A 14875-nucleotide genomic window follows, 5' to 3' on the forward strand; every position below is an offset into this window, starting at 1 on the left:
AAAGAATGACAATCGAAATTAATGTACCGGACATAGGTACTGATGAGGTTGAAGTCACTGAGATTTTGGTTAATGTCGGTGATACTGTTGAGTTAGAGCAGGCGTTGATTTCTGTCGAAGGCGATAAAGCTGCGATGGAAGTGCCTGCACCGCAAGCGGGTGTTGTCAAAGAAATTAAAGTGGCTGTTGGCGATAAAGTCGAAACAGGCTCATTTATTATGGTGTTTGACGCTGATGCAGGATCACAAGAGGTTGCTGCTGCAACACCTGCTCCTCAAGTCGCTGCGACTGCACCTCAAGCGATTGCAGCTAGTGCACCTCAAGATATTCTTGTTCCCGATATTGGCGGCGATGAAGTTGAAGTGACTGAAATTTTAGTGGTTGTGGGTGAAACCGTTACTGAAGAACAAGCACTATTAACCGTTGAAGGTGATAAAGCGTCAATGGAAGTCCCGGCGCCGCAAGCGGGTGTCGTAAAAGAAATTAAAGTTAGCCAAGGCGATAAAGTATCGACAGGCTCTTTAATCATGGTGTTTGAAGTTGCTGGTGGTCAAAGCGTGCAAGTTGAAACGCCTGTTGCTGCAGCACCTGCTGCGCCAACAGCGCAAGCCGTTTCAGGTACCAAAGACGTTAATGTTCCAGATATCGGTGGTGATGAAGTTGAAGTCACTGAAATCATGGTTGCCATTGGTGATGTTGTTGAAGAAGAGCAAGCATTGCTCACCGTTGAGGGTGATAAAGCCTCAATGGAAGTACCAGCCCCTTTTGCTGGTAAAGTGACAGACATTAAAGTTGTAGTCGGTGATAAAGTCTCTACTGGATCGTTAATTATGGTCTTTGAAGTAGAAGGCGCAGCCCCAGCACCTCAAGCTGCTATAGCAACAACATCGGCGCCAGCATCAGCTGTTGTGCCAGTAGTATCGGCAATACAAAGTCAGGCTGCATCAAGCAGTGATTTTGTTGAAAATAAAGAATATGCCCATGCTTCACCGGTTATTCGTCGTTTAGCACGCGAGTTTGGTGTGAACCTTGCGAAAGTGAAAGGAACCGGCCGTAAAAATCGCGTGCTTAAAGAAGACGTGCAAAATTACGTTAAAGCAGCGGTTAAGCAAGTTGAATCAGGCAAAGCACCAGCCGGACAAGCTCAAGGTTCAGAATTAGGCTTATTGGCTTGGCCTAAAGTCAATTTTAGTAAGTTTGGTGAAACTGAAGTGAAGCCGCTGTCTAAAATTCAAAAAATATCCGGCGCGAACCTGCACCGTAACTGGGTAAAAATCCCTCATGTTACGCAGTGGGATAATGCCGATATTACAGAGTTAGAAGCTTTCCGTAAGGCACAAAATGCGGCGGAAGCGAAAAAAGACTCCGGCATGAAAATCACACCTCTTGTATTTATCATGAAAGCGGCGGCAAAGGCGCTGGAGGCCTTCCCTAATTTTAATTCTTCTCTATCGGAAGATGGTGAAAGCCTGATTTTGAAGAAGTACGTGAATATTGGTATTGCGGTTGATACACCTAATGGCCTCGTGGTACCTGTATTTAAAGATGTGAATAAGAAAGGTATTCATGAGCTGTCAGCTGAATTAATGGTGGTGTCTAAGAAAGCTCGCCAAGGTAAATTGACAGCGGCAGACATGCAAGGAGGGTGTTTTACTATTTCCAGTTTAGGTGGATTAGGTGGAACGGCCTTTACTCCGATTGTTAATGCACCTGAAGTGGCTATTTTAGGAGTGTCTAAATCTGAAATGAAACCCGTATGGAACGGCAGCGATTTCATTCCAAGGCTAATGTTACCATTATCACTGAGTTATGATCATCGTGTTATCGATGGTGCTGATGGTGCGCGTTTTGTTACATATTTAAATGGGTGTTTATCTGATATTCGCACCTTGATTTTATAGAAAAAAAGGCGTCTCTGTGCAGGACGCCTTTTTAATCATTAGTCAAAGATTGTGATCAGTGTCAAACACAGGTTAAAATGCGGCCACCCTACAAGATTTAGCAATATCTAAATGTCGATATCAGATCTTTGGTGCCGTCAACGTAATGAGAAGAATAGAGGAAAACATGAGTAACGAAATCAAAACTCAGGTAGTCGTACTAGGCGCAGGCCCAGGCGGTTATTCAGCAGCCTTTCGCGCAGCCGATTTAGGCCTAGAGACTGTTATAGTTGAGCGTTTTAGCACCTTAGGTGGTGTTTGCTTAAACGTTGGCTGTATCCCATCTAAAGCTTTATTACACATATCTAAAGTGATAGAAGAAGCGAAAGAAGTTGCTCATCACGGCGTATCTTTTGGTGAGCCAAAAATTGATTTAGATAAACTGCGTGGCTTTAAAGAAAAAGTGGTTGGACAGTTGACTGGCGGACTCGCTGGCATGTCTAAAATGCGCAAAGTGAATAATGTACAAGGCCTAGGTAAATTCACGGGGCCGAATACACTTGAAGTGACAGCTGAAGACGGTACTGTGACTGTTATTCAGTTTGAGAATGCCATTATTGCTGCAGGTTCTCGTCCTATTCAGTTACCTTTTATTCCTCATGAAGATCCGCGTATTTGGGATTCTACTGATGCGTTAGAACTGAAAGAAGTCCCTGGTAAGTTACTGATTATGGGTGGCGGTATTATTGGCCTTGAAATGGGCACTGTTTACTCGTCGCTAGGCAGTCAAATTGATGTCGTAGAGATGCTTGACCAGCTTATCCCTGCGGCAGATAAAGATATTGTTCGTAACTACACTAAGCAAGTTAAAGATAGATTTAACTTGATGCTACAAACTAAAGTGACTGCGGTTGAAGCAAAAGATGATGGTATCTATGTTTCTGTGGAAGGTAAAGGCGCACCTGCCGAGCCGATACGTTATGATGCGGTATTAGTGGCGATTGGCCGTACTCCAAATGGTAAATCATTGGATGCTGATAAAGCGGGCGTGAATGTTGATGAGCGTGGTTTCATCAATGTTGATAAGCAATTACGTACGAATGTACCGCATATTTTTGCAATTGGTGATATTGTGGGTCAACCTATGTTGGCACATAAAGCGGTTCATGAAGCCCATGTTGCTGCTGAAGTCATTTCTGGTCTGAAGCATTTCTTTGATCCAAAAGTTATTCCATCCATTGCTTACACTGCGCCTGAAGTGGCTTGGGTTGGCCTTACAGAGAAAGAAGCTAAAGAGCAAGGTATTGCTTATGAAACGGCTAACTTCCCGTGGGCAGCGAGTGGTCGCGCGATTGCATCAGATGCAAGCGAAGGCATGACTAAGCTAATCTTTGATAAAGAGACTCATCGCGTGATTGGTGGCGCCGTTGTTGGTGTGAACGGTGGTGAGCTATTAGGTGAGATTGGACTTGCGATTGAAATGGGTTGTGATGCTGAAGATTTAGCCTTAACGATTCATGCTCATCCTACATTACATGAGTCAGTGGGATTAGCTGCTGAAGTGTATGAAGGTTCCATTACTGATCTGCCTAACCCTAAGGCAAAAAAGAAAAAGTAATATTGAGTCATAGGAGTTGTTGACCTTTTCAGGTTAAATAGCACCTGACATATACTCGTGTTTTAATCACGGCGAGAGGAGTTGCGCTTTAGTCATTCTAACTCCTTTTTAAATAAAGGGTTTTCTTCGAAGGTCAACACCTTTAATAAAAAGCGCTCTTTGAGCGCTTTTTTCTTATCATATTTCCTTTAATCATTCGTTTTATAGACTATCTTTTGTTTGAAAAACAACCTTTGCTTGAGGATTAATTTTTGTTAACCTTAAAGTTAACTCATAAGATTTGTTAATTATTTGTTTGTTTTTTTTTACGTTGATTTATGTTTGATGCTAAAAATTCAAGTTTTATCATAAGATGACAAAAATTTACGTTGGTGTATTTTAAGGCTAGATAGATTGATTTTTTAGGCTGTTTTTTTTGATGGTAGAAAAATTAATTGAGTTCAAGATTTTGATTATATTACCTATATCCAAATTGTTGATGCGTGCCTTTTTTGAGTGATTATGAGTTTATGGCTGGATTATGCAGGCTTTTAATACTGACTCAATGTTTTTAAAATGTATCTCATATTTAATATAAAGGTGAATAAAGATCCTCTAAATGATACATTTACATAATAGTTAAATCTGCTGTCAGTTGTATGAAAAAAAGAATAATAAAAATAGCACTAAGTTTGATCTGCATTTTTATGGGTCTGCTTAATATTGTACAGGCTGACGATTTAGTGCAGCGAGTGTTTAGTGATCGTGATGGATTGAGCAGCACAACTGTTCGAGATATTAGTTTTGATGTGCACGGGTTTACTTGGCTTGCGACTGAGGAAGGTTTATATCGAGTTAGCAATACTAAGGTTAGGCGCATCGATAAGCGTGAAACAGGGTTAAACTTAGACAGGAATATTTTTTATTTAGTCGAACCATTAAATGAACAATATGTATTGGTGAGTACAGCTCATCAAGTGTATTTATATGATGTTATTCAAGATGGTTTTCTTCGTTTTGGCTCAAAGGCGTTGTTTCCAGAATATCAAGCTGACGGGGTTGTTGATTTTATTAAGCTGTCAGATGGCAGTTATTTATTATTAACCTATGATGGCGAGTTACTTAAATTTTCATGCCAAGATCTTTCCTTAGAGTTACTGAGCTATTTACCTTTTCATCCTGATATTCCTTGGCGTTATATGACGAGTATGGGAGAGAATATCGTTGTCGCGACAGAGCATAGTTTACAGGTCAGAGATAAGTTTGGGGCACGAGAAGCCCAAGTGGGCTGGGATGAGACTTTAGGGGCAATAAAGCAGCTCTTCACAGACTCCAAAGGTCAGGTTTGGATGGCGACAAGTCATGGCTTATATCAGTTTGATAGTCAAAACTACAGCGTTAAACCCATTACTCAGTTACCTTATTATGTGGCAAAAATTACTGAAGATAGCCAAGGTTATTTTTGGTTAGCAACGCGTGTTGGCCTATTAAAGTGGCATCCTAACCAAATCGAAGTTAAGACGTTTAAAGGAGAGTTAAAACAAGCCACTGATTTAGATTATATTTATGCCATTAATATTGATGCAAATGGCCTCATTTGGATTGGTGGCTCAGGTGATGGAGTGGCCATTTTAGCGGAAGCGCCAGACTTTTTATTGGATGTGGTATCCAGTGCGCCACCATATCAGCTATCTAATGAACTTATTTGGTCTATTTTATCCGACGATAGTGCGTTATGGCTTGGGACTGATGGCGGGTTAATTCGTGTTGATAAGCAAAAGCATTCCAGTACAAGAGTGATGCCTAAAGGTTTTAAGATCAGTAATAGTATTTATCAAATCCATAATTTTGTGGATGGACAATTGCTTTTATCGACCACCAATGGCCTATTTGTGGTGGATAAAAATGAGCAGGATAAAAAGAAGAGCCAATGGCAGGCACAGCGTCACTTTCTAGAAAATAAAGTGATTTATAGCACTTATCAAGATCCTTTATATCCTGACAAGTGGTGGATTGCGACGAGTACAGGGTTGTTTTTATGGCAACCCAAATTGACTAAACCGAAAAAAATTAAGTTAGGTTTGTCTGAAAATAATCAGGGACTCTATAAAGTTAATATTGTTTATCGAGATAACAATCGTTTATGGATTGGTGGAGATGATCTGTTTGGGTACTTGGATGAAAATAATGAATTTCATTCCTATTTGAATGAGATATCGATTAATAATATTCCCTCTAGTGTCGATGTTATTGAAGAAATAAGACCGGGTGTGTTGTGGTTAGGCACGGCGGTTAATGGCCTTATTGAATTTCAAGTGAATACCCATAAAGCCAGTTCATTAGAGAAATTATGGGGGGTTTCTTGCCAAAGCGTGTACTTCATTCAGCAAACTGACAAAGCGCGTATTATTGGGTGCTCTTCTTCTATTATTCGTCAAGATAAATCGACTCACGAAGTATTGGTCGTTAATGACAATGATGGCTTGATCAGTAATGAACTGAATCAAGGAGCTTATTTTTATGCCCCCAATGAAGGTTTATATGTGGGGACACCTAATGGCGCTATGCTATTAGATACTCAATTACTGAAAAATAGGGTGCAACAAAGTAGTGCACTAATAGAGTCAATAAATGTGCATTATGATAATCGTGTTCAGTTAAGTTTATTACCAGAGAAAGCGAATGTGATAGCCCCTGGTGCAAAACTGATTACTTTTCAATTGAGCCGTAGTGATTATTTAGATGACAGTTTAATGGTGCTTAAATACCGTTTGATGGAAGTCGGTACGAGTACAAATGGTCATTATTTACTGTTGGAAGGACAACCTCAACTTAATATTTTAGGGCTTAAAGCTGGCGATTATGTATTAGAAGTATTGGTTCAGCAAAATGGAATATGGGCAAGTCGGCCTTTGCTATTTTCTTTTACAGTTGAGGAGTTTTGGTGGCAATCGGCTTGGTTTACAGCGTTTGTGTTATGTATTTTATTGGGGGTCTGTTTAATTGGTTTTGGACTGCGTCGTCAGCACGGTTTAGCATTTAAAAGTGTCAATAATGCATTGCTCGAAAGTGAAGACAGATTACGTCAGTCCTTAAAGGGCAGTGATTCTGAGTTATGGGAATGGCGACGAGAAACAGATTTATTTAGGTTAGGAAATGAAAGTGGGGTGTTAGGGGTTGAACAGAAGCTTGTTTATTTAAAAGAAAGTGAGTTTCCGGTTCATAAAAAAGAAAAACACGCTGTTATTGATGCTTGGCATGATATGTTAGCAGGCAAAAAGGAACGTTTTGATTATGAGTATCGCTATCGGCGTCTTGATCGATCATGGGGGTGGATGAAAGTCCGCGGTCGTCCTGTCGAGTGGAATGAAGCCTCGGGTGAAATTACGCGTGTTGCAGGTATTTTTACCGATGTGACTCAGCAGCGAAAATTAGAAGATGATATAAAATTATTAGCCCAAGCTTTTGAAAATACTTCTGAAGGTGTATTAATTCTTGACAGCCATGAACAGGTTAAAGTCACCAATAAAGCGGCCAAGGAACTCATCGGTGCAGAAGAGTCATTAATGGGATGGTCTTTTTCAGAACTAGTTTTACTTTATAACGGACGATTTGGCACTATTGCAGAGTTGTTATCTCAAAATGTCACTTGGACGGGGGAATGTGAGTTAGTACGTGAGAATAACACTCCTTGTCCTATTTGGCTTAATATTTCAGCAATTATAGGCAGTGGGAATGAGGTAACGCATTTTGTGGCTGTCTTTTCAGATATCACTGAGAGAAAACGGGTAGAAGCAAATTTACGGCAGCTGGCGAATTTTGATATGTTGACAGGTTTGCCTAATCGCGCGTTATTTTCTAATCGATTATCTAAAGCGATTTATCGTGCGCAACGTAAAGATGAAAAATTGGCGTTATTGTTTTTAGATCTTGATCGTTTTAAGCATATTAATGACTCTTACGGTCATAGTATGGGAGATGCATTACTCATTGAAGCAGCCAAGCGATTACAAGCCTGCGTGCCTTCTGATGACTCACTATGTCGCTTTGGTGGAGATGAGTTTGTATTACTTCTGCCTAATATCACTCATATTGATGCGGTGAATCAATTATGCCAGCAACTGTTGAAGGCGATTGCAGCACCTTTTTCGTTGTATGGACGTGAATTTTATATTTCTACTAGCATTGGTGTGAGTTTATGGCCTGAAGATGCCAATCAAGCTGAAACGTTAATTAAAAATGCTGATCTTGCTATGTATCATGCAAAAGAAGAGGGAAGGGGAAATATTCAATATTATTCCGCTGAGCGCAATGATCAAGCACTTTATCATATGGGGTTAGAGATAGATTTGCGTAAGGCTATTGAGCGAAATGAGCTGGAGTTACATTACCAACCTCAGATAGATACAGCAAAAGGGGATAAATTAATCGGCATGGAGGCCTTGTTAAGATGGAAGCATCCTAAAGAGGGGTATATTCAACCAGAACTCTTCATTAAAGTAGCAGAAGGGTGTGGACTCATTATTGATATCGATCGCTGGGTGTTAACTCAAGCTTGTTTGCAATATAGGCGATGGGATAAAAAAGAAAATCACGATGTAAAATTGTCGATTAATATTTCAGGTATTCATTTTTTACAAAGTGATTTTATCGAGTCAGTAAAAGATATTTTTCAGAAAACGCAATCTAATCCATCAAATATTGTTTTTGAAATTACTGAGGGTGTACTGATGAAAGAGCTAAATGTTGCGAAAGCACACTTATCAGCATTAAGACAACTGGGTGTGAATGTGGCCATTGATGATTTTGGCACTGGATATTCATCATTAGCGTATTTACGTCATTTTGATGTCACAAGCCTTAAAATTGATCGTTCTTTTTTAAAGGATATCACCGTTAATAAAGCGGATCAGGCTATTGTGAGTAGTATTATTGAGTTGGCAAAAAATTTAAATTTGAATTTAATTGCCGAAGGAGTAGAAACTCACGAACAGTTACAACAAGTGCTAAGTCGAGGCTGTCATCAGATCCAAGGTTATTATTTTTCTAAACCCTTACCCGTGGATGCAATGCAGGCATATATTAAACAATTTGCATTAACTGCATAAAACTTATTATTTATCAATATTTAAAGACTAATTTATGGTTCTTCGTTTATTGTTGCTCATCGGTTTATTGCCCTATTCATTTTTGTTGTTTGCCCAAGATAGGCCGACAATTGGCTTAGTATTAAGTGGTGGAGGGGCAAAAGGGGCCGCGCATATTGGTGTGTTAAAGGTATTGGAGGCTAACCGCATTCCGGTTGACTATATTGCGGGCACCAGTATTGGTGCTTATGTCGGCGGGATGTATGCGCTGGGGTATAGCGCAGTAGAAATAGAATCGATTATGATGAATACGGATTGGACGAAGGGTTATTCGGATTCAATTCCAAGAGAAGAATTAAGCTATCGCAATAAAGGATTAAGGGATCTATATAATATTCCTATTAATATGGGATATAGTGATGATGAGGCTAAATTTCCTGCTGGTATTTTGCGTGGGCAGAGTATGTCGCAATTACTGAGACAATCAACGAATTTAGTGCAAGAGTTTACAAGTTTTGATGATTTATCTATTCCCTACCGTGCGGTGGCAACAAATCTTGAAACCAGCGATGCGGTGATCTTAAGCTCAGGCAGTATAGTGCAAGCAATGCAAGCGTCAGCTTCTGTGCCCGGCGCATTAGCACCAACAGTGATTGACGGTAAGTTACTTATTGATGGGGGAATTGCCAATAATTTGCCAGTCTCTGTCGCCCAAGCAATGGGGGCTGATATTATTATTGCTGTGGATATTGGCTCTCCTTTGGTGGGCAAGAAAGAGCTGAATAATACGATTGATGTGTTAAGTCAACTATCCACTATGTTAACCAACGCGAGCGCAGCAAGACAAAAGCAATTACTTACAGAAAAAGATATTCTTATTCGGCCTCAAATTGATGATTTGGGTACCGCCGATTTTTCCATAATGCCCACTGCATTATTATTAGGTCAAGAGGCTGCTCGAGGTGAGCTGCAGGATTTACTTGATTTACAAGTGCCAGAAAATGAATATCTCGCTTACGTTGATAATAAGAAGCAACGCAGTACTTTGTGGCGTAAAGAGCTACGTAAACCTGTGATCCGCATTGTGGTTGATAATAATGCACAAGTGAACGAGTCGCTTATTCGAGACACTTTTGATATTAAAATTGGGGAAGATATTACCACTGAACAATTAGATAAAGGTATTGAGCGTGTTTATGCTCTGGACTTATTTGAACGAGTGGATGCCGAATTCAGTGATACTGACGAAGGGCGAGTTTTAACCCTCATTACTCGCGATAAATCTTGGGGGCCAAATTATTTCCAACTGGGATTTAGTTGGGAAGATGACTTTAATAATGACTCCATCATTGAAGTTAATTTGGCGTATACCTTGACCAATTTGACCACGAATGGAGGTGAGTGGCGCAATGAATTGATGCTAGGGTATAACAAGATGTTTGCTTCAGAGTTTTATCAGCCTTTAGATCCTAAAGAGCGTTACTTTAGCCGAGCTCGATTGGAATTTTCATCGACAAATATCCAGTACTACCAAGATAACACTGTCTATTTGGAGTTGGTACAAAAAATCTATAGTGCTGAGATGGGATTGGGAGTTAACTACGCCAATGGTGGCAGTGTCGAGCTGGGTGGATTGGGTGAAATAGGCTCAGTGAGTAATGATACTGTTGATCCTTTTGAACTTGATTATTCCAGCTATGGTGCCTATTTAAAGTTTGGTTTTGATGATCTTGATAGCATTAACTTTCCGACTTCGGGTAACCGCTTTACCCTTGATATGTATTTACGCAAAGAAGATTATCAGCAAAGTTTTGTTGAAAATAATGAAGATTATTCATTTCAAATAGAAGCCAATTGGCGTGGTGCCATTAGGATCAAGAACCATGTTCTTATGGGAAAAGCCTCTTTTGCGACAGTGGATACTGATACCTTTTTTACCGTCAATACCTCATCTTTAGGGGGGTTTTTAAATTTATCGGGTTACCACCAAAATGCGCTAGTAGGGTCGCATAAAGTGTTTAGTGCGTTGGTTTATCAGTATGATCTAGGTCGAGATGTATTAGGCTTGACGCAATTTCCTCTTTATTTAGGGACCAGTTTAGAGTCGGGTAATGTCTGGCAGCAAAGAGATGCCATTGATTTTGGAGATTTAATTTATTCTGGAAGTTTATTTTTAGGGACAGATACCGGAATAGGGCCCACAGCGCTGGGTTTTGGCTTTACCAATACCGGTGAACAAAGTGCTTTCTTGTTTATGGGAAATACATGGTAATTTAATGCTATGTCTCTCCTTCGCCCTTTTTTTGTAAAGTTTTAGTTACATAACTGTAGTTGTTTATTGCATCGCTATGGAATAACATGCGAATAATTTTTTATATGGAAAATATGTATATTTAAGTGATTTAAAACTGATATTGTCAGGTAGCTTAAATATAAAATAGGTAATAGAACAATAAAATTGGGGATGGTATGAAAAAAGTAAGTCGTCTAGCAATATCTGTAGCGTTAAGCTTAGGATTGGTTGCTTGTGGAAGTAGTGGGTTATTCAACACCAGTACTGATAAAAATCAATCTAACTTGGCTTCTGGTATCGATAAAGCTAATTTCGATACCACTATTCGTCCTCAAGATGATTTTTACTATAGTGTTAATGGCACTTGGTTGGCCACGCATCCTGTTCCAGCAGATAAATCAAACTATGGTGCTTTTTCAGTGCTCTATGAGCAAAGCCAAGCTGCATTAAAGGACATTATTGAAAAAAGCGCTGCTAAAAAGAATAAGGTGCCTGGTTCTACTGAGCAAAAAATTGGCGATTTTTATGAAAGCTACATGAATACAGCTTTGATTGAAAATCTGGGTGTTATGCCGCTAAAAAGCTTACTTAAGCAAATCGATATGGCCAAAGATCATGATGCTGTTGCTGGCATTATGGGTGAACTTCTGACCAATGGCGTGACCATGCCCTTCAGCTTTTATGTGGGTAACGACGCGAAAAACTCTACCCAAAATGCCGTTTATTTAGGCCAGTCAGGGTTAACCTTGCCCGATCGGGATTATTATTTAAAAGACACGAAAAAATTCAAACAAAATAGAGCTGCGCTAAAACAATATGTAGAAGATATTATGGCGCAAGCAGGGTATGTTTATTCGGAACGTGCCAGTAAAAGTGTGTCAAAAATTGAAACGTTTATTGCCAAGAGCCAATGGAGCCGCGTGGAGTCTCGTGATGCCCATAAAACCTACAATAAAATGACGGCTAAACAGCTTAATGCTAAGCTCTCGGATTTTGATTTCCCTCAATTTGCTAAGGCCGTTGGATTTAATAAAGCAAAAGACATGATTGTTGAGCAGCCTTCTTATTTTGTCGATTTGGGTAAACACTTTGACTCATTTAGTGTGGAGGAGTGGAAAGACTATATGGCCTTTCATTTAGTGGATGCGTATGCTGAGCTACTGAGTAAAAACTTTGTCGATTTACATTTTGATTTTCATGGCAAAACCCTAATGGGTATCGAAGTGCAAAAACCACGCTGGAAAAAAGCAGTGGACGGTGAAGATGAAGTACTGGGTGAGCTCGTTGGGCAAGAATACGTACAACAGTATTTTAAGCCTGAAGCAAAAGCAAAAATGGAAGTGATGATCCAGAATTTGATCAAAGGCTTTGAAGTCAGTATCAATGAATTAGAATGGATGACGCCTGCAACAAAAGTGGCAGCGCAAGAAAAACTATCTAAATTCACTTATAAAATAGGCTATCCAGATAAGTGGAAAGATTACAGTAAACTGACCATTAAAGCAGATGACTTAGTCGGTAACTATGAGCGTTATGCTAAGTTCGAATACGCTAAAATGATCAGTAAATTGGGTAAGCCTATTGATCGCACTGAATGGCATATGACGCCACAAACAGTGAACGCTTATTACAATCCTGTGATGAATGAAATTGTCTTCCCTGCTGCTATTTTGCAGCCGCCTTTCTTTGACATGAACGCTGATGATGCGGTGAATTATGGCGGCATTGGTGCGGTAATTGGCCATGAAATTAGCCATGGATTTGACGATCAGGGCGCAAAATATGACGGTGATGGTAACCTGCGCGATTGGTGGTCAGATGAAGACAGAGCAGAGTTTAAAAAGCGTGCAGCCAAATTGGCAGCGCAATATTCAAAGTATGAAGCCTTGCCTGATGAATTTGTTAACGGTGAGCTGACATTAGGTGAGAATATTGGCGACTTAGGCGGTTTAACGGTTGCTGAGCGTTCATATCGTTTAAGCTTAAAGGGTGAGCCTTCACCTGTTATTGATGGGTTAACCGGCGAGCAACGCTTATTCATGGGCTGGTCACAAGTGTGGCGCCGTAATTACCGTGAAGAAGAGCTTAAACGTCGTTTGCTGGTGGATCCGCATTCACCGAGTCACTTCCGTGCCATGGGGACGCCAAGAAATATTCCTGCTTTTTATCAGGCCTTTGATGTGCAGCCCAGTGACAAAATGTACTTTCCAGAAGAGCAGAGAGTGAAAATCTGGTAGGCCTTGAAGAATGATTGTTAGGTAGAAAATAAAAAGCGCATTCAATGGAATGCGCTTTTTGCTTGTCAATCATTGGGTTAATTGTAAGCTCCTACTTTCAAGTAACTGTTTTGAATATTACCGTTAAACAGGTTGAACCCTTGGAAATGAAGTCTTTTTTCTAATGGGTCGTAGTCTATTTTATTAAAGTTAGTGACAATCAGGCTGCCAAATGCAGGGGTACAGGAAATAATCGGTGTAGCATTATTCTGTTCCACATCAGAGCGGTTCTCCATGATGAGCTCACCTTTTGCTTGGTATCGTACTACAGGGTTGTTACTGGTAACGATTTCTTCTGCTGCGTTGGTTGTTAATGCTATATCTGCAATTTCCACTTTTTCTGCACATTGAGAAATAATTTCTCTGTATTCATTGATCTGCTCTGGGTATTGCTCTTCACTGTGGTAGAGCATCATAATATCGTTTTCATGATCTAATAATAAATAATTCAGGTTAGTCAAATGGGCTTCTTTAAGAATATCGATATCTCCATTACCTTCTTCATTTGGACCTATAAGTACAGATAGATGACCTTGATCTAAAGTGATGAAGTCGTTGGCAGTTTCTATATTGGCCGATTGAATATGTAAAGGGAAATGCTCGTGCGTGTAATCATTGAATTTAGTATTTAAGAGTACAGATACGTGGCCTTGAGTGGTGGTGTGATCTTGTGAACCATCTTTTCTAACGGTGTTAATGGTGACGAAATCAGGATTAATATAGCTGCTGCCACCTTTACCTGAACCGTTGTTTTCCCTGCCAGACAGACCACCACAATAACCACCGCCACCACCTGAGTGGCAATTTAGACCTGTTACTGCACCACCGCCGCCAAAGCCAAAGCCGCCTTGAATGCGATTACCATCTTTTTGACCTTGACTGCCTGCAGGATAACCACCTAAGAAGCCCTCAACGGAACCGCCGTGTTCACCATATATAGGAATTGAACTACCATCTCGATGACTTAAATCTACGCGACAGACTCGTTGTTCACAGACCCCAAATTTACAGGATGCTTCCCATGCAACGCCATTACCGCCATGGTTTGAGCTTTTATTTGATGGGCCACCGGTTGCGCCGCCACCGCCACCCGCAACGGCAAGAATAATCCAATCTGGATCGGCAACATGTCTTTTCATCAGTAGTGCACTACCACCACCAGCTCCTCCACATGCCGTTCCGAGAGTATAGGCTCTTGAACTTCCCGCTGCTGCGGCAACTAATCGAAGAACGGAGCCTGGATTGATTTCATTATCTTGGTTACCGATGAAGAAGTGGGTTTCTATGGTTGCGCCACCACCACCTTTACCAAACTTACTTTTTATTCCAAAGTTGACGCCATAGCGATAGCCGCCATCTCCACCTCGAAGAGTAACAGTGAGCCCTTTTGCAGTTGTACTTTCCGGAACATAATAATCAACAGTCTTTTCTTGACTATAGAGGGTTAGTTCATCATCTACTAACAGTTTTACTTCATTTGCTTTTAAGCTCGTTGATATTGCAAATAACGCACAACAAGCCGTAATTAATTTAATCATGAGGGTTACCTCTTTAGCTTGGCAATTGATATTACAATGACGCTTGCCAAGCGTATATTGGGTTAATCTTTAGAGTAAAAACTTAATTTTTAGTGTTTAAACTCAATTACTTACCTTGTTAAGGTTTATTTGAGTGTTATTTAAGTCAGAGTGCTTTTCAATATTTTAATTTTGTTTCTAAATGTGTTTTTAAAAGTAAATTAA

6 protein-coding genes are annotated in these 14875 nt (G+C 40.2%); 5 read left to right on the top strand and 1 reads right to left on the bottom strand.

Annotation, left to right across the window (positions count from 1 at the left end):
- Positions 1 to 5 precede the first annotated feature (5 nt).
- The 5 genes from aceF (at position 6) to Q0976_RS09110 (ending at position 13094) form a co-directional block, all read left to right on the top strand.
- Positions 6 to 1901, top strand: coding sequence for a pyruvate dehydrogenase complex dihydrolipoyllysine-residue acetyltransferase (gene aceF / locus Q0976_RS09090; RefSeq protein WP_299493199.1), 1896 nt, complete (start codon positions 6 to 8; stop codon positions 1899 to 1901).
- Between the two features lie 166 nt (positions 1902 to 2067).
- On the top strand, positions 2068 to 3498 hold the full coding sequence (gene lpdA, locus Q0976_RS09095; RefSeq protein ID WP_299493201.1) for a dihydrolipoyl dehydrogenase: 1431 nt from the start codon (positions 2068 to 2070) through the stop codon (positions 3496 to 3498).
- Between the two features lie 686 nt (positions 3499 to 4184).
- The gene (locus Q0976_RS09100) at positions 4185 to 8585 is read left to right on the top strand and encodes an EAL domain-containing protein (protein ID WP_299493203.1); all 4401 of its coding nucleotides are present in this window, start codon (positions 4185 to 4187) and stop codon (positions 8583 to 8585) included.
- A gap of 34 nt (positions 8586 to 8619) precedes the next feature.
- A complete protein-coding gene (locus Q0976_RS09105) occupies positions 8620 to 10836 on the top strand; it encodes a patatin-like phospholipase family protein (RefSeq protein WP_299493205.1) in 2217 nt (738 codons plus the stop codon).
- A gap of 197 nt (positions 10837 to 11033) precedes the next feature.
- Complete coding sequence (locus Q0976_RS09110; protein WP_299493207.1) at positions 11034 to 13094, top strand: M13-type metalloendopeptidase; 2061 nt, start codon at positions 11034 to 11036, stop codon at positions 13092 to 13094.
- A 77-nt stretch (positions 13095 to 13171) separates the two neighbouring features.
- On the opposite strand, the gene Q0976_RS09115 is transcribed toward Q0976_RS09110, so the two are convergent.
- Positions 13172 to 14671 carry a glycine-rich protein gene (locus Q0976_RS09115; RefSeq protein WP_299493209.1) on the bottom strand — a complete coding sequence of 500 codons (1500 nt, stop codon included), beginning with the start codon at positions 14669 to 14671 and terminating at the stop codon, positions 13172 to 13174.
- Positions 14672 to 14875 lie beyond the last annotated feature (204 nt).

This window comes from uncultured Shewanella sp., from assembly GCF_947501665.1.
In the GTDB taxonomy this organism is placed as follows: Bacteria; Pseudomonadota; Gammaproteobacteria; order Enterobacterales; family Shewanellaceae; genus Shewanella.

Bases quoted from the DNA above. Each gene is read 5' to 3' on its own strand.
- aceF (WP_299493199.1), top strand. From the start codon at position 6: ATGACAATCGAAATTAATGTACCGGACATAGGTACTGATGAGGTTGAA.
- Q0976_RS09110 (WP_299493207.1), top strand. From the start codon at position 11,034: ATGAAAAAAGTAAGTCGTCTAGCAATATCTGTAGCGTTAAGCTTAGGA.
- Q0976_RS09105 (WP_299493205.1), top strand. From the start codon at position 8,620: ATGGTTCTTCGTTTATTGTTGCTCATCGGTTTATTGCCCTATTCATTT.
- Q0976_RS09115 (WP_299493209.1), bottom strand. From the start codon at position 14,671: ATGATTAAATTAATTACGGCTTGTTGTGCGTTATTTGCAATATCAACG.
- Q0976_RS09100 (WP_299493203.1), top strand. From the start codon at position 4,185: ATGGGTCTGCTTAATATTGTACAGGCTGACGATTTAGTGCAGCGAGTG.
- lpdA (WP_299493201.1), top strand. From the start codon at position 2,068: ATGAGTAACGAAATCAAAACTCAGGTAGTCGTACTAGGCGCAGGCCCA.